This is a genomic window from Pseudomonas proteolytica, from assembly GCF_007858275.1.
Lineage (GTDB): Bacteria > Pseudomonadota > Gammaproteobacteria > Pseudomonadales > Pseudomonadaceae > Aquipseudomonas > Aquipseudomonas proteolytica.
Window position 1 is genome coordinate 1 of sequence record NZ_VFEV01000050.1, and the last position, 21,424, is coordinate 21,424.

The 21,424-nt window shown below is 61.0% G+C and carries 21 protein-coding genes and 1 tRNA gene; 11 read left to right on the forward strand and 11 right to left on the reverse strand.

The features are described 5' to 3' along the window. Window positions 1–471: 471 nt before the first annotated feature. On the reverse strand, window positions 472–912 hold the full coding sequence (locus tag FIV38_RS26570; protein WP_092232816.1) for a hypothetical protein: 441 nt from the start codon (window positions 910–912) through the stop codon (window positions 472–474). Here FIV38_RS26570 and FIV38_RS26575 point away from each other — a divergent pair. Beyond that, on the forward strand, window positions 911–1,366 hold the full coding sequence (locus FIV38_RS26575) for a tRNA (cytidine(34)-2'-O)-methyltransferase (protein WP_029295910.1): 456 nt from the start codon (window positions 911–913) through the stop codon (window positions 1,364–1,366). The two genes, FIV38_RS26570 and FIV38_RS26575, sit on opposite strands and share 2 nt — an antisense overlap. A gap of 148 nt (window positions 1,367–1,514) precedes the next feature. Here the strand turns inward: FIV38_RS26575 and secB are convergent, their stop codons facing one another. From secB to FIV38_RS26590, 3 genes are read right to left on the reverse strand one after another with little or no spacing between them, the layout of a single operon-like run. Continuing rightward, a complete protein-coding gene (secB, locus tag FIV38_RS26580; RefSeq protein ID WP_029295909.1) occupies window positions 1,515–2,000 on the reverse strand; it encodes a protein-export chaperone SecB in 486 nt (161 codons plus the stop codon). A 44-nt stretch (window positions 2,001–2,044) separates the two neighbouring features. Then, entirely contained in the window at window positions 2,045–2,299 is a 255-nt protein-coding gene (gene grxC, locus FIV38_RS26585) for a glutaredoxin 3 (protein WP_092232813.1), read from the reverse strand. A 1-nt stretch (window position 2,300) separates the two neighbouring features. After that, a complete protein-coding gene (locus FIV38_RS26590; RefSeq protein WP_029295907.1) occupies window positions 2,301–2,714 on the reverse strand; it encodes a rhodanese-like domain-containing protein in 414 nt (137 codons plus the stop codon). Window positions 2,715–2,865: 151 nt separating this feature from the next. On the opposite strand from FIV38_RS26590, the gene gpmI reads away from it, so the two are divergent. The 4 genes from gpmI (at window position 2,866) to FIV38_RS26610 (ending at window position 8,062) form a co-directional block, all read left to right on the forward strand. Further along, window positions 2,866–4,392 carry a 2,3-bisphosphoglycerate-independent phosphoglycerate mutase gene (gene gpmI, locus FIV38_RS26595; protein WP_092232810.1) on the forward strand — a complete coding sequence of 509 codons (1,527 nt, stop codon included), beginning with the start codon at window positions 2,866–2,868 and terminating at the stop codon, window positions 4,390–4,392. 258 nt (window positions 4,393–4,650) lie between these two features. Next, window positions 4,651–5,937, forward strand: coding sequence for a murein hydrolase activator EnvC family protein (locus tag FIV38_RS26600; protein ID WP_092232807.1), 1,287 nt, complete (start codon window positions 4,651–4,653; stop codon window positions 5,935–5,937). Between the two features lie 30 nt (window positions 5,938–5,967). Then, a complete protein-coding gene (locus FIV38_RS26605) occupies window positions 5,968–7,275 on the forward strand; it encodes a S41 family peptidase (RefSeq protein WP_029295904.1) in 1,308 nt (435 codons plus the stop codon). Window position 7,276: 1 nt separating this feature from the next. Continuing rightward, window positions 7,277–8,062 carry a divergent polysaccharide deacetylase family protein gene (locus FIV38_RS26610; RefSeq protein ID WP_092232803.1) on the forward strand — a complete coding sequence of 262 codons (786 nt, stop codon included), beginning with the start codon at window positions 7,277–7,279 and terminating at the stop codon, window positions 8,060–8,062. A 288-nt stretch (window positions 8,063–8,350) separates the two neighbouring features. Here the strand turns inward: FIV38_RS26610 and FIV38_RS26615 are convergent, their stop codons facing one another. The 7 genes from FIV38_RS26615 to FIV38_RS26645 all read right to left on the reverse strand — a co-directional run bounded on the left by FIV38_RS26615 (window position 8,351) and on the right by FIV38_RS26645 (window position 14,134). Further along, a complete protein-coding gene (locus FIV38_RS26615) occupies window positions 8,351–9,106 on the reverse strand; it encodes a substrate-binding periplasmic protein (protein WP_092232801.1) in 756 nt (251 codons plus the stop codon). 66 nt (window positions 9,107–9,172) lie between these two features. Further along, entirely contained in the window at window positions 9,173–9,943 is a 771-nt protein-coding gene (hisF, locus tag FIV38_RS26620) for an imidazole glycerol phosphate synthase subunit HisF (protein WP_029295900.1), read from the reverse strand. Window positions 9,944–9,952: 9 nt separating this feature from the next. Continuing rightward, window positions 9,953–10,690: a 1-(5-phosphoribosyl)-5-[(5-phosphoribosylamino)methylideneamino]imidazole-4-carboxamide isomerase gene (hisA, locus tag FIV38_RS26625; protein WP_029295899.1), complete on the reverse strand. Its 738-nt coding sequence runs from the start codon at window positions 10,688–10,690 to the stop codon at window positions 9,953–9,955. 39 nt (window positions 10,691–10,729) lie between these two features. After that, window positions 10,730–10,987, reverse strand: a complete 258-nt coding sequence (locus tag FIV38_RS26630; protein WP_029295898.1) for a DUF2164 domain-containing protein — start codon at window positions 10,985–10,987, stop codon at window positions 10,730–10,732. Next, window positions 10,987–11,625 carry an imidazole glycerol phosphate synthase subunit HisH gene (hisH, locus tag FIV38_RS26635; protein ID WP_029295897.1) on the reverse strand — a complete coding sequence of 213 codons (639 nt, stop codon included), beginning with the start codon at window positions 11,623–11,625 and terminating at the stop codon, window positions 10,987–10,989. Before hisH ends, FIV38_RS26630 begins: the two co-directional genes overlap by 1 nt. Continuing rightward, the gene (gene hisB, locus FIV38_RS26640; protein ID WP_003218037.1) at window positions 11,625–12,218 is read right to left on the reverse strand and encodes an imidazoleglycerol-phosphate dehydratase HisB; all 594 of its coding nucleotides are present in this window, start codon (window positions 12,216–12,218) and stop codon (window positions 11,625–11,627) included. The genes hisH and hisB overlap by 1 nt, the downstream gene beginning before the upstream one ends. A gap of 254 nt (window positions 12,219–12,472) precedes the next feature. Then, the gene (locus FIV38_RS26645) at window positions 12,473–14,134 is read right to left on the reverse strand and encodes an OFA family MFS transporter (protein WP_029295882.1); all 1,662 of its coding nucleotides are present in this window, start codon (window positions 14,132–14,134) and stop codon (window positions 12,473–12,475) included. A gap of 296 nt (window positions 14,135–14,430) precedes the next feature. Here FIV38_RS26645 and FIV38_RS26650 point away from each other — a divergent pair, with 296 nt between their 5' ends. From FIV38_RS26650 to FIV38_RS26675, 6 genes are all read left to right on the forward strand, one after another. Next, window positions 14,431–16,650 carry an AsmA family protein gene (locus tag FIV38_RS26650; protein WP_092232799.1) on the forward strand — a complete coding sequence of 740 codons (2,220 nt, stop codon included), beginning with the start codon at window positions 14,431–14,433 and terminating at the stop codon, window positions 16,648–16,650. Further along, on the forward strand, window positions 16,647–17,714 hold the full coding sequence (gene mutY, locus FIV38_RS26655) for an A/G-specific adenine glycosylase (RefSeq protein WP_029295877.1): 1,068 nt from the start codon (window positions 16,647–16,649) through the stop codon (window positions 17,712–17,714). The genes FIV38_RS26650 and mutY overlap by 4 nt, the downstream gene beginning before the upstream one ends. Continuing rightward, window positions 17,711–17,983: an oxidative damage protection protein gene (locus FIV38_RS26660; RefSeq protein WP_092232796.1), complete on the forward strand. Its 273-nt coding sequence runs from the start codon at window positions 17,711–17,713 to the stop codon at window positions 17,981–17,983. Before mutY ends, FIV38_RS26660 begins: the two co-directional genes overlap by 4 nt. Window positions 17,984–18,086: 103 nt before the next feature. Further along, window positions 18,087–18,162, forward strand: a tRNA-Phe gene (locus FIV38_RS26665). 205 nt (window positions 18,163–18,367) lie between these two features. Continuing rightward, window positions 18,368–19,036, forward strand: coding sequence for a YajG family lipoprotein (locus tag FIV38_RS26670; RefSeq protein ID WP_029295874.1), 669 nt, complete (start codon window positions 18,368–18,370; stop codon window positions 19,034–19,036). Between the two features lie 310 nt (window positions 19,037–19,346). Then, entirely contained in the window at window positions 19,347–21,422 is a 2,076-nt protein-coding gene (locus tag FIV38_RS26675) for a TonB-dependent siderophore receptor (protein WP_092237269.1), read from the forward strand. Window positions 21,423–21,424: the final 2 nt, after the last annotated feature.

The following is a 21,424-nucleotide window of genomic DNA, read 5'->3' on the forward strand; positions in this document are numbered from 1 at the left end:
AGCCCCAAAACCAGCCGCTGCGGTGTATCTGGTACAACGCATTCGGCTTATTGGGGCTGCTTCGCAGCCCAGCGCGGGGCAAGCCCGCTCGCCACAACTGCGCTATCTGCCTGGATTTAGGCGTTGCGGCAAAGTTGTGTAGATACCTATGCGCATCGCACGCAAGCCAGCTCCCACATTTGTTTGGTGTGCACCGCTTCAACGCACCATGAACCGCTATCGCGCACGAACTCCAGGCCGCTTTCAAAAAACTCTGAACCCTGAAAACGCCAAAGCCCCGTAATCCGGGGCTTTGCGCTTTATAAAAGAATTTTCCTAGACAAATTCACCATTCTGGCACGCCCCCTGCAATACCTCTGGTACTACCCAGTTTCGGGGACCTTGGTACAGGCAGGCCGAGAATCCCCTCTTTAATTCGAGCTTCAAACCGTTTTGGGAGCCCTGGTACAGGCAGGCCGGGAACTCCCTCTTTTATTGCTCCAGGAGATGGATCTCCAGTCGCCAGCGGTCATCGACCGCCTTGCCCGACCATTCCCCGCGCAGCGGCCGTGCCGCCACCAGGTTCAACAGCAAGCCGCCATCGGTCTTGCGCACCCGCCAGTTCACATCCTTGTCATTGACCTTCAATTGCCCCGCCTGCGCATGGCCCTGGGCGTCGAACAGCAGCGCCACGGTGCCGTCGATATGCTCGCCGTGCAACTTCGGTTCGTGGTTGAACCACACCACCAGCCCATCGGTGGCGGGCTCGACCTGCAGCAAGGCCGTCGGGTCCGGAGTGGTCAGGCGACCGATCATCAAGCCCACCATCAGACCGACAATCGCCAGCGAACCCAGGACTCTGGGCAATAGCTGCGGCCTGGGGTCGTCTTCAGGGGTAGAATGCGCTGCATCTTTATCTTCGGAGCCGTGCATGTTTCACGTCATCCTTTTTCAACCAGAAATTCCGCCGAACACCGGCAACGTTATCAGGCTGTGCGCCAACAGTGGCTGCCACCTGCATTTGATCGAGCCGCTAGGCTTCGAGATGGACGACAAGCGCCTGCGTCGCGCCGGCCTGGACTATCACGAATACGCCACCCTGCAGCGTCACGCCGACCTCGCCAGTTGCCTGGAAAGCCTGGGCCATCCACGGCTGTTTGCGTTCACCACCAAAGGTTCGCGGCCGTTTCATGATGCCAGCTTTGCCGAGGGTGATGCCTTCCTGTTCGGCCCGGAAAGCCGTGGCCTGCCGGCAGACGTACTCGACGCCCTGCCCGATGGCCAGCGCTTGCGTTTGCCGATGCGTGAAGGCTGCCGCAGCCTGAACCTGTCCAACACCGTGGCCGTCGCCGTCTACGAAGGCTGGCGCCAGCTCGGTTTCAAGTAAACCCCTTTTCCCTGTAGGAGCGAGCTTGCTCGCGAAAACCAACAGGCGACGTGGGCTACCTGATAGCGCCGCGAGCAAGCTCGCTCCTACAGGCGTTAGCCGTGCATAAAAAAAGCGCCAGTGATGGCGCTTTTTATGCGTCGTCGACTTACTGAACCGTCGGCGCGCCTTCCTGTTGCATGCGCTGCAGCTCTTGCGCATACAGGGCATCGAAGTTCACCGGGGCCAGCATCAGCGCCGGGAACGAGCCACGGGTGACCAGGCTGTCCAGGGTCTCGCGGGCATACGGGAACAGGATGTTCGGGCAGAACGCGCCCAGGGTGTGGCTCATGGACGCATCGTCCAGGCCCTGGATCAGGAAGATACCGGCCTGTTGCACTTCAGCGATGAAGGCCACTTCTTCACCGTTCTTCACGGTGACCGACAGGGTCAGCACGACTTCGTGGAAGTCGCCTTCCAGTTGCTTTTGACGGGTGTTCAGGTCCAGGCCGACGCTTGGAGTCCACTCCTGGCGGAAGATCGCCGGGCTTTTAGGGGCCTCGAACGACAAGTCACGCACGTAGATGCGCTGCAGGGAAAACTGTGGGCCTTGAGCCTCTTCTGCTGCCGCTTCGGTGTTCGGTTGGTCAGTCATCTCGCAGATCCTTCTTGATCTTGGGGTCTTTTAGGGTTTTGGAGTCAGACGTGAAGCAGCGCATCCAGTTTACCGGCGCGCTCCAGGGCGAACAGGTCGTCACATCCACCGATATGCTGGGTACCGATCCAGATTTGCGGCACAGAGTTGCGCCCCGCCTTCTGGGCCATCTCGGCACGTACCTGGGGCTTGCCATCGACCTTGATCTCGTCGAAGGCAACCTTTTTGCTCTGGAGCAAATGCTTGGCTCGCGTGCAATAGGGGCAATAATCGCTGGAATAAACGACAACCTGGCTCATATCACTTCACCAACGGCAGGTTATCGGCGCGCCAGCTGGAGATACCACCCGACAGCTTGGCGGCGGTGAAACCGCTCTTCATCATTTCGCGGGCATGGCCACCGGAGTGCTGACCCTGGGCGTCGACCAGGATAATGGTCTTGGCCTTGTGCTTTTCCAGTTCGGCGATGCGGGCGATCAGCTTGTCCTGGGGAATATTCAGCGCGCCAACGATATGGCCGGCGGCAAAGTCCTTGGCCGGACGGATGTCGACGACAACGGCCTGGTCCTTGTTGACCAGCGCGGTCAGCTCGGCGGTGCTGAGGCTACGGCCGCCACGGCTCACTTCATGAGCAATCAGCAGCGCCAGCAGTACGACGAAGGCACCGACCAGCAGATAGTGAGAGGTAGCAAATGCAATCAGGTGATCAACCATCAAGGAGGTTCCAGGGCGTTAAAATGGCGGTAAGTATACACAGCCGCCATGGGGGGCCAACCCCCGTAAAGCGGTGACGGCATCGGAACTTCGCTTTAAACTGCCACTCCCTTTTCAATCGCCTTCCTTTAATACCGCCGCGAGAGGATCTATGACTACCACGCCTAAACCTTTGGTCCTGATGATTCTCGATGGCTTCGGTCACAGTGAAAACCACCACGACAACGCCGTATTCGCGGCGAACAAGCCCGTGCTGGACCGCCTCTGCGCCAGCGTACCCAATGGCCTGATCTCCGGATCGGGCATGGACGTCGGCCTGCCGGACGGCCAGATGGGCAACTCTGAAGTCGGCCATATGAACCTTGGCGCCGGACGAGTGGTATATCAGGACTTCACTCGCGTGACCAAAGCCATCCGCGATGGCGAGTTCTTCGAGAACCCGACCATCTGCGCCGCGGTGGATAAAGCCGTCGCCGCCGGCAAAGCCGTGCATTTCATGGGCCTGCTGTCTGACGGTGGCGTGCACAGCCACCAGGACCACCTGGTGGCCATGGCCGAACTGGCCTACAAGCGTGGCGCCGAGAAGATCTACCTGCACGCCTTCCTCGATGGCCGCGACACCCCGCCCAAAAGCGCGCAATCGTCCATCGAGCTGCTGGACGCCGCCTTCGCCGCCCTCGGCAAGGGCCGCATCGCCAGCCTGGTCGGCCGCTATTTCGCCATGGACCGCGACAACCGCTGGGATCGCGTGTCCCAGGCCTACAACCTGATCGTCGACGGCAACGCCCAATTCAACGCGGCTACCGCCCAGCAAGGCCTGGAAGCGGCCTACGCTCGCGGCGAGAGCGATGAGTTCGTCAAGGCCACCACCATTGGCGAGCCTGTGAAGGTCGAAGATGGCGACGCCGTGGTGTTCATGAACTTCCGCGCCGACCGTGCCCGCGAACTGAGCCATGTGTTCGTCGATGACGGTTTCAAAGACTTCGAGCGGGCGCGCCAGCCGAAAGTCGAGTTCGTGATGCTGACCCAATACGCCGCCAACATCCCGGCCCCGTCAGCTTTCGCGCCGGGCAGCCTGGAAAACGTGCTGGGTGATTACCTCGCCAAAAACGGCAAGACCCAACTGCGCATTGCCGAAACCGAGAAATACGCTCACGTCACCTTCTTCTTCTCCGGCGGTCGCGAAGAACCGTTCCCCGGCGAAGAGCGCATCCTGATCCCGTCGCCCAAAGTCGCCACCTACGACCTGCAGCCCGAGATGAGCGCGCCGGAAGTCACCGACAAGATCGTCGACGCCATCGAACACCAGCGCTATGACGTGATCGTGGTCAACTACGCCAACGGCGACATGGTCGGCCACAGCGGCAACCTGCAAGCGGCGGTCAAGGCCGTGGAATGCCTGGACTTGTGCGTGGGCCGTATCGTCGACGCCCTGGAGAAGGTCGGCGGCGAAGCGCTGATCACCGCCGACCATGGCAACTGCGAGCAGATGTCCGACGAATCCACCGGCCAGGCCCATACCGCCCACACCACCGAGCCGGTGCCGTTCATTTATGTCGGCAAGCGCGGCTTCAAGGTGCGCGAAGGTGGCGTGCTGGCAGACGTGGCGCCGACCATGCTCATGCTGATGGGGCTCGAGAAGCCTGTCGAAATGACCGGTACGTCGATCCTGGTCTAATTTTCAAACCCACCACCAAACAATGTGGGAGCGGGCTTGCCCGCGATAGCGGCGGATCAGTCGACATTTCCATGGCTGACACAACGCAATCGCGGGCAAGCCCGCTCCCACATGGGTAGGTGGCGTTTTTGAAGATGGCTTTTAGCCACACCCGCGCCACTGGGCGCCTAACTTGCCCGCCAGCCCGAATTGGACGTTTTTTTTGCCGCGTGGGCCGGGCATACTAGGCCGTCCCTTTCCCTGGTGTCGCCCGCCTCTATGCTTCGCGCCTTGATTACCCTCGCTCTTGTCTGCGTGCTCCAACCGGCTATGGCCGACGAGCGTGCGCAAACCCAACAACAGTTGGACGCTACGCGTCAGGACATTACCGAGCTGAAGAAACTGCTCGGCAAGCTCCAGGAAGAAAAATCCGGGGTGCAGAAAGACCTGCGCGGCACGGAAACCGAAATGGGCAAGCTGGAGAAGCAGGTCCAGGAGCTGCAAAAAGAACTAAAGAAGAGCGAGTCGGAACTGGAGCGGCTCGACGGTGAGAAAAAAAAACTCCAGAGCGCGCGCGTTGAACAGCAACGCCTGATCGCAATCCAGGCCCGTGCCGCCTACCAGAACGGCCGCCAGGAATACCTCAAGCTGCTGCTCAACCAGCAGAACCCGGAAAAATTCGCCCGCACCCTCACCTACTACGACTACCTGAGCACCGCGCGCCTGGAGCAACTCAAGAGCTTCAACGAGACCCTGCGCCAATTGGCCAATGTCGAGCAGGAAATCGCCGACCAACAAAGCCAACTTCTGGCCCAGAAAAGCAGCCTCGACAGCCAGCGCGACGAGCTGGACAAGGTGCGCAAAGAACGCCAGCAGGCCCTCGCCAAGCTCAACAGCGACGTAAAAGCCCGGGATGCCAAGCTGCAGGCGCGTCAGCAAGACCAGGCCGACCTGGCCAAAGTACTGAAAACCATCGAGGAAACCCTGGCTCGCCAGGCCCGCGAGGCCGAAGAAGCGCGACAAAAAGCGCTGATCGCCCAGCAGGAAGCAGAAAAAAAGCGCCAGCGTGACGCCGCGGCGCTCGCCACCGACGCCCCGCGCAAACCGGCGCGTGCAGCGCCTGGCCCACTGGTTTCCAGCGCCGGCGAATCGTTTGGCGGGCCTTTTGCTACTGCCCGAGGCAAACTTCCATGGCCAGTTGATGGTCGACTACTGGCACGCTTTGGTGAAACCCGTGGCGATGACACCCGCACCAAGTGGGACGGCGTGATGATCAGCGCCTCTGCGGGCAGCCAGGTACACGCCGTCCACGGTGGGCGCGTGGTGTTCGCCGATTGGCTGCGCGGCGCTGGTTTGCTGGTGATTCTTGACCACGGCAATGGCTATTTGAGCTTATATGGCCACAATCAAACGTTGCTCAAGGCCGCAGGTGATGTTGTAAAAGCCGGTGAATCCATCTCCACTGTCGGTAACAGTGGCGGCCAGGACACCCCGGCGCTGTACTTCGCTATTCGTCAGCAGGGCCGCCCAAGCGACCCTGCACAATGGTGTCGCGCCCAAGGATAGGGCCGCATCTACATTAGGAGTTCGTTCGACATGCTGCATTTGTCCCGCCTCACTTCGCTGGCCCTGACGATCGCCCTGGTGATCGGCGCGCCTATGGCATTCGCCGACCAGACCGCCCCGTCAGCCACGGCCGCGACCACCAAGGCGCCGCTGCCGCTGGACGAATTGCGCACCTTTGCCGAGGTCATGGACCGGATCAAGGCAGCCTATGTCGAACCCGTGGACGACAAGACCCTGCTGGAAAACGCCATCAAAGGCATGCTCAGCAACCTCGACCCGCACTCTGCCTACCTGGGCCCGGAAGATTTCGCCGAGCTGCAGGAAAGCACCAGCGGCGAATTCGGCGGCCTCGGCATAGAAGTGGGCGCCGAAGACGGCATCATCAAGGTGGTGTCGCCCATCGACGATACCCCGGCGTCCAAGGCCGGCATCCAGGCTGGCGACCTGATCGTCAAGATCAACGGCCAGCCGACCCGCGGCCAGACCATGACCGAAGCCGTCGACAAGATGCGCGGCAAGGTCGGTCAGAAAATCACCCTGACCCTGGTGCGCGACGGTGGCAACCCGTTTGACGTGACCCTGACCCGCGCCACCATCGTGGTCAAGAGCGTGAAGAGCCAGTTGCTGGAGTCGGGCTACGGCTACATCCGCATCACCCAATTCCAGGTCAAGACCGGCGACGAAGTGGCCAAGGCCCTGGCCAAGCTGCGCAAGGACAACGGCAAGAAGCTCAACGGCATCGTCCTCGACCTGCGCAACAACCCCGGCGGCGTGCTGCAATCGGCGGTGGAAGTGGTCGACCATTTCATCACCAAGGGCCTGATCGTCTACACCAAGGGCCGCATCGCCAACTCCGAACTGCGCTTCTCGGCCACCGGCAAGGACCTCAGCGAAAACGTCCCGCTGGCGGTGCTGATCAACGGCGGCAGCGCCTCGGCCTCGGAAATCGTCGCCGGCGCCCTGCAAGACCAGAAACGCGGGGTGCTGATGGGCACCACCAGCTTTGGCAAGGGTTCGGTGCAAACCGTGCTGCCGCTGAACAACGAGCGTGCGCTGAAGATCACCACGGCGTTGTACTACACGCCTAATGGTCGCTCGATCCAGGCCCAGGGCATCGTGCCGGATATCGAGGTTCGCCGGGCCAAGATCACCAACGAGAGCGAAAACGAGTACTTCAAGGAAGCTGACCTGCAAGGTCACCTGGGCAATGGCAATGGCGGTGCCGACCAGCCAACCGGCAGCGGCACGAAAGCCAAGCCGATGCCACAGGACGATGATTACCAACTGGCCCAGGCGTTGAGCCTACTCAAGGGCCTGAGCATTACGCGCAGCCGTTGATATGCGTGTTGCCCTGATCATCGCCCTGCTCTGCAGCCTGGCAGGAGTCGCCCATGCGGCCCCTGCCCAGAAGCCCCACAAAGCCTACCTGACCCTGATCATCGACGACCTTGGGCAGAACCTGCCCCGGGATCGTCGCGTGCTGGCCCTGCCCGGCCCGGTGACGGCGGCGATCATGCCCGACACCCCCCACGCCGCCGAATTCGCGCGCGAGGCCCATCGCGCCGGCAAGATCGTGATCCTGCATATGCCCATGGACCCGGCCACCGGCCCGTTCGCCTGGCACCCCGAGTTGCCTGTCGAAGAACTGGGCAAGCGTTTGGATGCGGCGTTCAACGCCGTGCCCTACACCGCCGGCCTCAACAACCATATGGGCAGCCGCATGACCGCGCAGCCTGCGGCCATGACCTGGCTGATGGGTGAATTGCAACGTCGCCACAAGTTTTTCGTCGACAGCCGCACCAGCGCGCAGACCGTGGCCGCCGCCGAGGCACAAAAAATCGGCCTGGCTCATGTCTCGCGGGATGTTTTCCTTGATGACGAACGCACCGAAGCCGCTATCACCACGCAGTTGCAGACCGCTATCAAGCTGGCCCACAAACAGGGCTCGGCCGTGATGATCGGCCATCCTTATCCACAGACCCTGGCGGTACTGGAGCGCGAGTTGCCCAAGCTCAAGGCCCAGGGCATCGAGTGGATAGATATCAAGTTGATGATCAGCGTGCGCAGCAACCAGGCCATGGCCGGACATGGCAAAAATGGCACCTACCTTCCTGCGTCTAGATAACTATCACTTTAAGTATGCTCAGTCCTGCCGCCAGCGGCAGTCACGGGCGAAGCCTACTTTTCGCCTGGAACCTTTATCAGCCATACCAGCCTTGATAAGCCCTCAGAACAGACCAAAGTCTATTCATTGCGGGTAAAAATTCCTTTTGAGGAAAAGGCGCTTACCCCGTCGTCGTCTGTGCTGCCCAGCAATCTACAACCGACATCACGTTCATCAACGGCGACAAAGTGCACTGGAGTGAGTACCCCCAGACAGAGCCAGAAATGTCCTGCCCGCCGGCTCCCCCCACTAGAGATACCGCCCCATGATCTCGCTCACCACGCCCTCTTCACGCAGCTGATCCAGTGCGGCTTGCAGTTTGGCGACGGTTTCGTCCGAAACGTTTTTGTTCAGGGCCAGGTACAACTGGGCACTGTTGAACCGTAGCACGGTCTTGAGCCCGGTTATCCCGACTTGCCGCGCCAGGTAGCGGCCGGCGGGATCGCCGGTGGCCCAGAGGTCGATCTGGCCATCCAGCAGTTTTTGCGCATTGTCCTGGTCGCGGAGCACGACCTGCGGTGTGAGGCCTTGTTTTTCCAGGCTCAGGGCAATCGCGTCACCTTTGTAGGCACCCACCTTGTAGCGCCGGGCCTGCTCAAGGTCGGTCAACTGGATGTTGCTGTCGGCGTTGGCCAGCAGCACCCAATCGTCCGGGCCGATGGGGCCGACCCACTTGAACAGGGCTTCGCGGTCCGGCAGGCGGGCCATGACGAAGACCCCGTAGCCAGGCTGTTCCAGGGCGAGTTTGTAGATCCGTTCCCAGGGGAAACGCAGCGTCAGGTTGTAGGAAACGCCAGCGCGCTTGAAGATTTCGCGCACGATGTCCACGGCGATGCCTTCGACGTTCTCGTCCTTGGCGAAGTTCTTGCCGTTTTTCGCCATGTTGTAGGGCGGAAAATTCTCCGTCAGCAGCACCAGAGAATCAGCAGAGGGCTCGGCAGCATTGGCCGAGCCTGCCAAAAGAATGGAAGAGCTGGCGAGGGCAAGAAGCAGGTCTTTGAGCATGTAGAATTACCGGAATCCATGGCAGGCCCCAGAGTGCCGCGAGCCTGTCATGGTGTCCAGTGACGTTTAGCGTACGACGATGCCGCGCGCCGCCATGTAGGCTTTGGCCTCGGGCACGGTGTATTCGCCAAAGTGGAAAATACTCGCCGCCAGCACCGCGCTGGCGTGGCCTTCGATGACGCCGTCGGCCAGGTGTTGCAGGTTGCCCACACCACCGGAAGCAATCACCGGGATGCCCAGCGCATCACTGATGGCGCGGGTCACGCCCAGGTCGAAGCCGTTTTTCATGCCGTCCTGGTCCATGCTGGTCAGCAGAATTTCACCGGCGCCCAGGCCTTCCATCTTCATTGCCCACTGCACCGCATCCAGGCCGGTAGGCTTGCGCCCGCCATGGGTGAAGATCTCCCAGCGCGGGGGTTCACCCGGCCCGGAGACTTTCTTGGCGTCGATGGCGACCACGATGCATTGCGAACCGAAATGCTGCGCGGCTTCGCCGACAAACTCCGGGTTGAACACCGCGGCAGTGTTGATCGACACCTTGTCCGCACCGGCGTTGAGCAGGTTGCGGATGTCTTGCACGGTGCGCACGCCACCGCCCACGGTCAGCGGGATAAACACCTGGCTGGCCATGCGCTCCACGGTATGCAGCGTGGTGTCGCGGCCATCGACGCTGGCGGTGATATCGAGGAAGGTAATCTCGTCGGCACCCTGCTCATCGTAGCGACGGGCAATTTCCACCGGGTCGCCGGCGTCACGGATGTTCTCGAATTTGACGCCCTTGACCACCCGACCGTTGTCGACGTCCAGGCAAGGGATGATGCGTTTGGCCAGCGCCATGGTCAGTCCTCAGCCGTTGTAGGCATCGCAGTAGGCCTGGGCCTCGGCGACGTCCAGGGTACCTTCATAGATCGCACGGCCGGTGATCGCGCCGATGATCCCAGGAGCCTTGGCGTCCAGCAGCGACTTGATGTCGCCCAGGTTGTGGATACCACCGGAGGCGATTACCGGGATCTTGGTGGCGGCCGCCAGCGCAGCGGTGAACGGTACGTTGCAGCCCTGCATCATGCCGTCTTTGGCAATGTCGGTATAAACGATGGCGGACACGCCGTCTGCCTCGAACTGCTTGGCCAGGTCGATCACCTGAATGGTGCTGATCTCGGCCCAGCCGTCGGTGGCGACGAAGCCATCCTTGGCGTCCAGGCCCACGATGACCTTGCCCGGGAATGCACGGCAGGCCTCGGCGACGAAGGCCGGGTCTTTCACGGCCTTGGTGCCGATGATCACGTAGCTCACGCCCGCTTTCACGTAGTGCTCGATGGTTTCCAGGGAGCGGATACCGCCACCGATCTGGATCGGCAGGTTCGGGTAGCGCTTGGCGATGGCCGTAACCACTTCGCCATTGACCGGCTGGCCTTCGAAGGCGCCGTTCAAGTCCACCAGATGCAGACGGCGGCAGCCACCCTCCACCCACTTGGCAGCCATGCTGACCGGGTCATCGGAAAACACCGTGGAATCTTCCATGCGGCCCTGGCGCAGACGTACGCAAGCGCCGTCCTTGAGATCGATAGCGGGGATAATCAGCATCTGGCAAACCTTATTCGATATTCAGCATTGCTCGAAGAATCAGGGTTTTTCGAGCGCCCACAAGTCGCTTTCGATGCTTTCGAACCTTTCTTTAAGGTGCGTCTGCACATCGAAAATCGCCCTGTTGTAATAGTGCGGAGCAATTTCAGTGGTGAACAGTTCGAGGATCTCAGCCACCTCGAACGACCCGAGCCTGAGCTCGAAGCGGTCTTCCATGAAACGCTTGATCTTGTCGGTCGCCTCACTCTCCTGCTGGGGAGTGAGATTGAGGATCGGCGGCTTGATCTTCTTGGCCATTACCAACGCCCGTCCCAACTGGCGAAGTTCTGCAGCAACTGCAGGCCATGGGTATGGCTCTTCTCCGGGTGGAACTGCACGGCGAAGCGCGAGCCTTCGGCCAGCGCGGCGGCGAAGTCGACGCCATAGTGCCCGCCACCCACCACCTGGCGCGGGTTACCGGCGGCGATGTAGTAGCTGTGCACGAAGTAGAAACGCGCCATGTCCGGGATGTCATGCCACAGCGGGTGGTCGACGGTGCGGCGCACTTCGTTCCAGCCCATGTGCGGGACTTTCAAGTGTTCGCCGTCTTCATGCAGGTCCTTGCCGAAGAACTTCACATCCCCCGGGAACAGGCCGATGCAGTCGACGCCGCCGTTTTCTTCACTGCGCTCGAGCAAGGCTTGCATGCCCACGCAGATCCCGAGGAACGGCCGGTCCTGGCTGACTTCGCGCACCAGGCTGTCAAAGCCCAGGCGACGGATTTCAGCCATGCAATCGCGAATCGCGCCAACACCGGGAAACACTACCCGGTCGGCTTCGCGGATCACCTTGGCATCGCTGGTGATCAGCACCTTGCCGGCACCTACGTGTTCGAGGGCCTTGGCCACCGAGTGCAGGTTACCCATGCCGTAGTCGATAACCGCGACCGTCTGCATTACAAAACGCCCTTGGTCGAAGGCATTTGCCCGGCCATGCGGTCATCGAGCTCCACGGCCATGCGCAGGGCGCGACCGAAAGCCTTGAACACGGTTTCGATCTGGTGGTGGGTGTTGGTGCCACGCAGGTTGTCGATGTGCAGGCTCACCAGGGCATGGTTGACGAAGCCCTGGAAGAACTCCTGGAACAGGTCCACGTCAAAGCCGCCGACGGTGGCGCGGGTATACGGCACGTGCATCTGCAGGCCTGGGCGGCCGGAGAAGTCGATGACCACACGCGACAGTGCCTCGTCCAGCGGGACATAGGCGTGGCCGTAACGACGGATGCCTTTTTTGTCGCCGATGGCCTTGGCAAACGCCTGGCCGAGGGTGATACCGACATCCTCCACGGTGTGGTGGTCGTCGATATGCAGGTCGCCCTTGCTGACGATATCCAGGTCGATCAGCCCATGACGGGCGATTTGATCCAGCATGTGCTCAAGAAAAGGGACACCGATATCAAATCGGGCCTTTCCGGTGCCATCCAGGTTGATCGAGGCTTTGATCTGGGTTTCCAGAGTGTCGCGCTCGACGGACGCCTTACGTTCGGCCATCACCAGCTCCGCAAAATCATTGGGCGAAAAAGGTAGCCATTATAGGGGCTGTGGGCGCTAAACAGAAACATCGAAGGGGATAAGACTGACGGCCTGTCGGGGATAGACATGTCAGTACAAGTGCGGGAGCGTGCTTGTGTGGCAGCGGGCTTGCCTGCGATGCAGGCGCCTGAGTACTCCAGATACACCGAGCGGGTTCTATCGCGGGCAAGCCCGGCTCCCACAGGAACCGGGCCCACACGGGTTATGCGGTGTTAGTGGAACAGCACTGCAGTCTTCTGCAACGTCACCCACACGCCCCACGCCAGCGGAATACCTACCACCAGCCAGGCCGCAATGGCCAATGGCACGGTGCCGGAAGCGGCTTTCCATTCCAGGGACGTGGTCGCATCGGCGCCCTTGTCATGGCCCAGCGCCTGTTCGGCAGCCAGTTCCGCGTCGGTCATGAAGTACTTGTCGGCCACCGGGCGTACCAACAGGTTGCAGATAAAGCCCAGTACCAGCAGGCCGGCGAGGATGTACAAGGTGATGTCATAGGCCGCAGCGCGCTCGACGCCGATGCTCAATTGATATTCACGCAGGTAGTTCACCAACACCGGGCCCAGCACGCCGGCCGCCGCCCAGGCGGTGAGCAGGCGACCATGGATTGCACCGACCATTTGCGTACCGAACAGGTCCGCCAGGTAGGCCGGTACGGTCGCGAAGCCGCCGCCGTACATCGACAGGATGATGCAGAACGCCGCCACGAACAGCGAGACGTTGCCCAGGTGGCCGAGGTTCGGGATCAGCGCGTACAGGGCAAAGCCCAGGGCGAAGAACACGAAGTAGGTGTTCTTGCGGCCCAGGTAGTCGGAGAACGACGCCCAGAAGAACCGCCCGCCAATGTTGAACAGGCTCAACAAACCGGTGAACCCCGCTGCGATGGCAGCGATGGAGGCCAGTTGACCCGCATCCAGTTGGCCAAACGGCACATCCACGCCCAGCAACTTGCCGCCGAACACTTCCTGCAACAGCGGCGACGCCATCCCCAGGATGCCGATACCGGCCGATACGTTCAGGCACAGCACCAGCCAGACCAGGCGGAATTGCGGGGTTTTCCACGCCACGTTCACGTGGACGTGACGGTGGGTGATCATCGCATTACTGGCTTTTTTCGCCGGCGCGGTCCAGCCCTCAGGCTTCCAGCCGGTCGGCGGGACACGGTAGGACAAGGCGCCGCCGATCATGAACACGAAGTAGATCGCGGCCATGACCAAAAAGCTCTGCCACACGCCCACGCCGGTCGGCGAAGCAAAGTGGCCCATCAGCGCTGCGGCCAGGGGCGCACCGACCATCGCACCACCGCCAAAACCCATGATCGCCATGCCGGTCGCCATGCCGCGCTTGTCCGGGAACCACTTGATCAGGGTCGACACCGGCGAGATATAGCCCAGGCCCAGGCCAATACCACCAATCACCCCCGAACCGAGCCACATCAGCCAGATCTGGTGGGTATAAATCCCCAGCGCCGAGATCAGCAGGCCACCACACCAGCACAGTGCCGAGACCACACCGGCCTTGCGCGGCCCGGCGTGTTCCAGCCAGCCGCCCCAGATCGCTGCCGAGCAGCCCAGGAAGATGAAGAACAGGGTGTAGATCCAGCCCAGCATGGAGATCGGCCAGTCGCAGGACGACGAGAAGATCTGCGCGATAAAGCTCATGTCCGGTGCACAGGCCACCGGTGCGGTCACGCCCAGTGCCTTGGACAATGGCAGCCAGAACACCGAGAAGCCGTAGGCCATGCCGATGCACAAGTGGATGGCCAGGGCGGCCGGCGGAACCAGCCAGCGGTTGAAACCGGGCTTGGCGATGATGCGTTCCTTGGACAGGAACGCAGGCTGCGCAGCAGAATTGCCGGCCGCAGTGCTAGTGTTCATTGGTGTTTCCCCCAGTTGTTGGTCTGTGTTCGCCAGGCGCTCTCCTCCTCGGCCTTTGCACGCAATGCGTGGCCGTTTTGTCGAGTGAAGCTCCCTGTAGGCGCGACGTTTCGTCGCAGAAGGCGGGCGAACGGGCAAAGATTAGCATCTGGCGCAGCGAGAGAAACCAAACTGACACTACCTTTTTCAGTCCATCTGTTTTGTTTGACACTATGTAACGATGCGTAAACAGCCACGGACCTCCCGGCGTTATACTCTGCGGCTAAATTTTAAAATCGACATACAAGGACTCGCCCATGAAAGCGTTCGGCAAAATCCTGGGTCTGGTACTTCTCGGGCTGTTGCTGATCATTGTGGCTCTGGGCTTTGCCCTGACTCACCTCTTCGATCCCAACGACTACAAAGACGAGATTCGCCAGATTGCCCGCGACAAGGCCCACATCGAGCTGACGCTCAATGGCGATATCGGCTGGAGCCTGTTCCCCTGGCTGGGCCTGGAGCTGCATGAGGCCAGCGTGGCCACCCTGAACAACCCTGCCCAACCATTTGCCGACCTGCAGATGCTCGGCCTGTCGGTGCGCGTGCTGCCGCTGCTGCGCCGCGAAGTGCAAATGAGCGATGTACGCGTCGAGGGCCTGAACCTGCGCCTGACCCGCGACAAGCAAGGCCATGGCAACTGGGAAGATATCGGCAAGGCTGCGCCCGTTGCGGCTACCACCAGCGCCGAAGCGCCCGCCACGACTGCGCCGGCCACGACGCCCACGCCGGAGAAACCGGCCCAGCCGATCCGCCTGGACATCGACAGCCTCACGGTCAACAACGCCCGTATCGAGTACAACGACGAGCAGACCGGCAAGCAATTCAGCGCCGAAAGCATCCAACTGAGCACCGGTGCCGTGCATGAAGGCGCGAGCATTCCGGTCAAGCTCACCGCGTTCTTCGGCAGCAACCAGCCGGTCATGCGGGTCAAGAGCGAGCTCAATGGCGAGCTGCGTTTCGATCGCGCCCTCAAGCGCTATCAGTTCGAAGACATGAAAGTCGCCGGCGAAGCCACGGGCGAGCCTCTGCAAGGCAAGACCGTCACGTTTGCCACCCAGGGCCAGTTGCTGGTGGACCTGTCGGCAAACATTGCCGAGTGGACCGGCCTCAAGCTCTCGCTCAACCAACTGCGGGCACTGGGCGAACTGAAGGTCCACGACCTGGATAAAACCCCACAGATCAGCGGCGCCCTGTCGATTGCCCAGTTTGACCTGGCCAAGTTCCTCGACAGCGTCGGCCAACCGCTGCCAGCCATGGCCCCAGAGAGCCTGAGCAAGGTCGAGCTGGTCAGCCGCCTGCAAGGCACGCCGTCGAGCATGGCGCTGGAAGACCTCAACCTGAAAGTCGATGGCAGCACCTTCACCGGGCGCCTGGCGGTTGAAGACTTTGCCAAGCAATCCCTGCGCGTGCAGTTGAAGGCCGACACGTTCAACGCCGACCACTACTTGCCCGCCAAATCCGAAGCAGCCAACAGTGCCGCCGTCGCGCGCCAGGCCGAAGTGCAAAGCAGCGAAGCCGGGGCCATGGCCGCCGGCGGCACCACGCCGCTGCCGGATGCGCCGACCAAAGGCGCCTGGAGCACCGACAAGCTGCTGCCGCTGGCACGCCTGCGCACCCTGGATGTGATTGCCGACCTGTCGTTCGGCCAATTGACCCTCAGCCAGTTGCCCATCGAGAACGCCACCCTCAAAGCCTCTGGCCAGGGCGGGCAACTCAAGCTCGACACCTTGAGCGGCGGCCTCTACAACGGCACCTTCCAGGCCAACGGCAACCTCGACGCCCGCGAAGATGTGCCGGTGTTGGCACTGCAGACCAAAATCAAGCAAGTGCCGGTCGAACGCATCCTGCAGGCCCAGGGCAAAACCCCGCCGGTCAAAGGCCAGATCACCCTCGACAGCAACCTGACGGGGCGCGGCAACAGCCAGAAGGCGCTGATCGACAGCCTCAACGGCACCGCCAGCTTTGTGATCAATAACGGCGTGCTGCTCAACGCCAATATCGAGCAACAGCTGTGCACCGGCATCGCCCTGCTCAATCGCAAGACCCTGGCCAGCGAACCGCGTGGCAAGGACACACCGTTCCAGGAGCTCAAGGGCAACCTGACCTTGCGTAACGGCGTGGCCAGCAACCCGGACCTGAAAGTGCGGATCCCCGGCCTGACCGTCAACGGCAATGGCGACATTGACCTGCGCGTGCTGGGCATGGACTACCGTGTGGGCATCATTGTCGAGGGTGACAAGCGCGACATGCCGGACCCGGCCTGCCAGGTCGGCTCGAACTTCCGTGGCATCGAAGTCCCGCTGCGCTGCCGTGGGCCGCTGGAGCTGGGAGCCAAGGCCTGCCGCCTGGACAAGGACGGCCTGGGCCAGGTCGCCGCGAAAATGGCCGGCAATAAAATCAGCGAGAAACTTGAAGAGAAGCTCGACAAGGTCAATCCCAAGTTGAAAGACGCCCTCAAAGGCCTGTTCAACCGATGAGAAACGAGCAATTTTCTGCGGCCGTGCTCGACTGGTACGACCGCCACGGTCGCCATGACCTGCCTTGGCAACAGGGCATCACCCCTTACCGGGTGTGGGTCTCGGAAATCATGCTGCAACAGACCCAGGTCAGCACCGTGCTCAACTACTTCGACCGTTTCATGGCCTCGCTGCCAACGGTCGAAGCCCTGGCCGCCGCGCCAGAAGATGAAGTGCTGCACCTGTGGACCGGGCTGGGCTACTACACCCGGGCGCGCAACCTGCAAAAGACCGCGAAGATCGTCGTCGCCGAATACGGCGGCGAATTTCCTCGCGATGTAGAGAAGCTTACCGAACTGCCAGGCATCGGCCTGTCCACCGCCGGCGCCATCGCCAGCCTGAGCATGGGCCTGCGCGCACCGATCCTCGACGGCAACGTCAAACGCGTGCTGGCGCGCTTTACCGCCCAGGAAGGCTATCCGGGCGAACCCAAGGTGGCCAAGCAGCTGTGGGCCACCGCAGAGCGCTTTACCCCGCACGATCGCGTCAACGCCTACACCCAGGCGATGATGGACATGGGCGCCACCCTCTGCACCCGCAGCAAGCCCAGTTGCCTGCTGTGCCCCCTGGAAAAGGGCTGCGAAGCGCACATGCTGGGCCTGGAAACCCGCTACCCGATCCCCAAGCCCCGCAAGACCATCCCGCAAAAGCGCACACTGATGCCCTTGCTGGCCAACCATGAGGGCGCGATCCTGCTTTACCGTCGCCCGTCTACAGGCCTGTGGGGCGGGCTGTGGAGCTTGCCGGAACTGGACGACCTGAACGATCTGGAACACCTGGCCAACCAGCACTCGCTGGCGCTGGGCAAGCAGCAGGAGCTGCCGGGGCTGGTCCACACTTTCAGCCACTTCCAACTGGCTATCGAACCCTGGCTGGTGCAAGTCGAGGAATCGGCCCATCACGTGGCCGAGGCCGACTGGCTCTGGTATAACCTCGCCACCCCGCCGCGCCTGGGCCTTGCCGCCCCGGTGAAAAAACTGCTGAAGCGCGCGGCCGACGTATTGAACGCAGGAGTTTCGTCATGACCCGCACCATCATGTGCCGCAAATACCACAAAGAACTGCCCGCCCTGGAGCGCGCCCCATTTCCGGGGCCCAAGGGCCAAGACATTTTCGATTACGTTTCCGCCCAGGCCTGGGCCGACTGGCAGAAGCACCAGACCCTGCTGATCAACGAAAAACGCCTGAACATGATGAACGCCGAAGACCGCAAATATCTGCAGGGCGAAATGGACAAGTACTTTTCCGGCGAGGATTACGCCAAGGCTGACGGCTACGTGCCGCCTGCTCAATAATTGAGCAAAAACCGGGGTTGGCACGTAAGCGACGGTAATAATTAAATATTTTTTGAAAACTTGCTTGACGACCCCCTGAAAAACCCGTTTAATGCGCCCCGTTGCCCAGATAGCTCAGTCGGTAGAGCAGGGGATTGAAAATCCCCGTGTCGGCGGTTCGATTCCGTCTCTGGGCACCACTAATTAGTTTCAGGTGGTGCAAACGTCATCTGAAACACACAAGAAACCCGCCTAGTGCGGGTTTTTTGTTGCCTGCGATTTAGTACGCCACACCGCCCTGGTTACATTCAGGTTAACGCCAAGCCTCGTTGGCACCCGATGTGTTATTTATCGCGCTGCTCAACCGTCTAGCCTTAATCCAATCTTCAGCAAGGTAGTTACTTCATGACCCGGTACTTGTTCTGCACGCTGTTAATGCTGACAGCGCTGCTCAGCGGATGCGCCACGACGATGGACGTCGCGATCAACGCAACCCCAGACCCGGACTATCACTTTGACCGACAGGCGCCAGTGCTGGTGACGTCGGTGGGCGGCAATAACGAGAACGCGCTCAACGCCCGCTACTATCTGCGCGATATGGTCAGCGCCATGAAGGACCAGGGCTTTCGCCAGGTCTATACCGACATGACCCTGCCCAAGAACCTGGCACCGAAAATCACGATCACCCTGGACGTCGACAGCCACCAGGTGACTTATCGCTATACCGCCACCGACTATGGCCAGGTGCCAACCAGCACCTCCACTGTGTGCAAGAACAGCAAGAAAAAAAGCGACCAGATGATCTGCACCAGCACACCCAACACCACCTATGGCCCGGTGGGCAGCTCGGAGCGCACCGGCTACACCACCCTCACCACGTTCACCGCCACGGCCCGGGACGAAGCGAGCAAACGCGCGGTGTACCTGCTGCGAGTGACGTCCTACAACGAGGACTGCCAGGCTGCCAAGGTCGAGGCCTTTCTGGTACAGCAGGGCCTGCAGAACCTGAATTTCCAGGATCGCGTACAGCGCAACTACAGCGTCACGATGCCTGAAGGGTATCGCTGCAAATAATCCCTCCATGATGAAGGTCACTTCGGAGTCAGCGGTCTGGGGGCCCAACCCAGGATCAAAGACTCCGCAACCTTGATTGCTCCCTCCCCGCGCAAGACCACCCTGCCGCCCCTCCCATCGACTGCCTCCGCCAAAAAGCCAGGATTGACCGGCATCTAGCGTTGCTAATAGCAATTATTATCATTTAAGCTGCGCGCAAAATATCCTCCCCCCGCATCACTAAAATAATTAAGGAGCTGCAATGCCCTCTGCACGCGAGCCAGGTTCATGGTTGAAGGCGCTCGGCCTTGCCCCCTTCGGATTCGCTTCGATGCTGGTCCCGGTCGCAGAAGCGGCCCAGGAAACAGGCCAGCTCGAACTGCCCAGCCAAAGTATTACGGCCACTGCCTCAGAGGAAACGGCGGACGGCCCGATCAAAGGCTATGTCGCCAAGCGCAGTGCAACGGGTGCCAAGACCGACACTCCGATTACTGAGATCCCCCAGTCGATTTCCGTCATCAGCGCCGACCGTATGCGTGATCAGGGCGCGCTGACCGTGCAAGACGCCTTGCGCTATGTGGCCGGGGTGCGCGCCGAAACCTTCGGGCTGGATAGCCGGGGAGACTGGTCGAAAGTGCGAGGCAGCTCACCTGCCCTGTTCCTTGATGGCTTACAGCAGAGCTTCGGCACTTACACCAACGTGCGCACCGACCCCTTCACCCTGGAACGCCTTGAAGTGCTCACGGGCCCGGCGTCGATGCTTTATGGGCAAAGCCCGGTGGGGGGCCTGATCAACCAGGTCAGCAAACGCCCCAAGGCCGAACAACACACCGAACTGCAACTGCAGTATGGCAATTACAACCGCAAGCAGGTCGCCGTCGACACCACGGGTTCCCTGAACCCACAAGGCACGCTGCTGTACCGGCTGGTGGCAATTCAGCGCGACAGCGACACTCAGGTTGATCACGTCAAAGATAACCGCCAGGTCCTGATGCCATCGCTGACCTGGCGCCCCACCGAAGATATCGACTGGACCCTACTGGCCAACATCCAGCGCGATGACAGCGGCTCCACCACGCAGTTCTTTCCACACAAAGGCACGGTCTGGAATGCGCCCTATGGCCGGATCCACAGCAACCGGTTCGCCAGCGAGCCAGGATTCGACGAGTACGACAGCGACCAGACAGCCCTGACGTCGCAATTCTCGTGGCACGTGAACGACACATGGACGCTGCGACAAAACCTGCGCTGGCAGAAAAGCAAAGTCAGCTACCAGTCGATTTATGCGAAGTTCGCCAGAAACCCACCGTTTAACGCCGACAACCAGACCCTCGACCGCGTGTATTACGTTTCCAAACCAGAGGTAAAAGTCTGGGTCGCCGACCAAAACGCCGAGGCCCGATTCGACACCGGCCCGCTACAACACACGCTGCTGCTGGGGGGCGACTACCAGCACGCTGTCTCCAACCGCGACGGCGCCAGCGGCGCGGCAACACCACTGAACGTGTACGACCCGGTGTATGGCACCTTTGATCCCTCTATCATTCGCCTCACCGCAGACCCGGAACAACGGGTCATGCAGCGCGGGCTCTATGCCCAGGACCAGATCAAATACGAGCAGTGGTTACTGACCCTTGGCCTGCGCAAGGATTGGGCCTCCAGCCAGACCCAAGGCAAGGCCCAGCAGAAAGATGACAAGGTGACCGGCCGCGTGGGCCTGACCTATCTGTTCGACAATGGCATAGCGCCCTACTTGAGCTACAGCGAATCATTCCAGCCCCAGATCGGCCTCAACCAGCGAACGCTTGACCCCTACGTACCGCTCAAGGGCAAACAGTGGGAGTTGGGTGTGAAATATCAGCCCGTTGGCAGCAACAGTCTCTATACCGCTGCGGTGTATGACATTCGCGAGCAGAACCGACGCATGCCCGACCCACTGGATGCGATGAACACCCTGCAAAGTGGGGAAACCCGCGCCCGTGGCCTGGAGCTCGAAGCATTGGTAACGGTCACGCCCGACTGGGACCTGATTGGTACCTACAGCTATACCGACACCACCGTGCTCAAGGGCTCACCCGCCGAACAAGGCAAACGCCTGGCCAGTGTTCCAGAGAACATGGCCTCGGTCTGGAGCCAGCATCGGTTCAGCATCGGCGATATATCCGGGTTCAGTGTCGGTGCAGGTGTTCGCTATGTAGGAACAAGCTGGGATGGCGCCGACCGACTGAAAACGCCATCTACCACCCTGGTGGATGCGATGCTCGGGTACCGATACCAGAACTGGAACCTGACCCTCAACGCGACCAATCTTGAAGACAAGACCTACTACACGACATGCCTGGCGCGAGGCGACTGCTTCATCGGCAACCGTCGTACGCTCGTCGGTACGCTGGCCTACAACTTTTGATC

Bases quoted from the DNA above. Each gene is read 5' to 3' on its own strand.
- FIV38_RS26575 (WP_029295910.1), top strand. From the start codon at position 911: ATGTTTCACGTCATCCTTTTTCAACCAGAAATTCCGCCGAACACCGGC.
- FIV38_RS26570 (WP_092232816.1), bottom strand. From the start codon at position 912: ATGCACGGCTCCGAAGATAAAGATGCAGCGCATTCTACCCCTGAAGAC.
- secB (WP_029295909.1), bottom strand. From the start codon at position 2,000: ATGACTGACCAACCGAACACCGAAGCGGCAGCAGAAGAGGCTCAAGGC.
- grxC (WP_092232813.1), bottom strand. From the start codon at position 2,299: ATGAGCCAGGTTGTCGTTTATTCCAGCGATTATTGCCCCTATTGCACG.
- FIV38_RS26590 (WP_029295907.1), bottom strand. From the start codon at position 2,714: ATGGTTGATCACCTGATTGCATTTGCTACCTCTCACTATCTGCTGGTC.
- gpmI (WP_092232810.1), top strand. From the start codon at position 2,866: ATGACTACCACGCCTAAACCTTTGGTCCTGATGATTCTCGATGGCTTC.
- FIV38_RS26600 (WP_092232807.1), top strand. From the start codon at position 4,651: ATGCTTCGCGCCTTGATTACCCTCGCTCTTGTCTGCGTGCTCCAACCG.
- FIV38_RS26605 (WP_029295904.1), top strand. From the start codon at position 5,968: ATGCTGCATTTGTCCCGCCTCACTTCGCTGGCCCTGACGATCGCCCTG.
- FIV38_RS26610 (WP_092232803.1), top strand. From the start codon at position 7,277: ATGCGTGTTGCCCTGATCATCGCCCTGCTCTGCAGCCTGGCAGGAGTC.
- FIV38_RS26615 (WP_092232801.1), bottom strand. From the start codon at position 9,106: ATGCTCAAAGACCTGCTTCTTGCCCTCGCCAGCTCTTCCATTCTTTTG.
- hisF (WP_029295900.1), bottom strand. From the start codon at position 9,943: ATGGCGCTGGCCAAACGCATCATCCCTTGCCTGGACGTCGACAACGGT.
- hisA (WP_029295899.1), bottom strand. From the start codon at position 10,690: ATGCTGATTATCCCCGCTATCGATCTCAAGGACGGCGCTTGCGTACGT.
- FIV38_RS26630 (WP_029295898.1), bottom strand. From the start codon at position 10,987: ATGGCCAAGAAGATCAAGCCGCCGATCCTCAATCTCACTCCCCAGCAG.
- hisH (WP_029295897.1), bottom strand. From the start codon at position 11,625: ATGCAGACGGTCGCGGTTATCGACTACGGCATGGGTAACCTGCACTCG.
- hisB (WP_003218037.1), bottom strand. From the start codon at position 12,218: ATGGCCGAACGTAAGGCGTCCGTCGAGCGCGACACTCTGGAAACCCAG.
- FIV38_RS26645 (WP_029295882.1), bottom strand. From the start codon at position 14,134: ATGAACACTAGCACTGCGGCCGGCAATTCTGCTGCGCAGCCTGCGTTC.
- FIV38_RS26650 (WP_092232799.1), top strand. From the start codon at position 14,431: ATGAAAGCGTTCGGCAAAATCCTGGGTCTGGTACTTCTCGGGCTGTTG.
- mutY (WP_029295877.1), top strand. From the start codon at position 16,647: ATGAGAAACGAGCAATTTTCTGCGGCCGTGCTCGACTGGTACGACCGC.
- FIV38_RS26660 (WP_092232796.1), top strand. From the start codon at position 17,711: ATGACCCGCACCATCATGTGCCGCAAATACCACAAAGAACTGCCCGCC.
- FIV38_RS26670 (WP_029295874.1), top strand. From the start codon at position 18,368: ATGACCCGGTACTTGTTCTGCACGCTGTTAATGCTGACAGCGCTGCTC.
- FIV38_RS26675 (WP_092237269.1), top strand. From the start codon at position 19,347: ATGCTGGTCCCGGTCGCAGAAGCGGCCCAGGAAACAGGCCAGCTCGAA.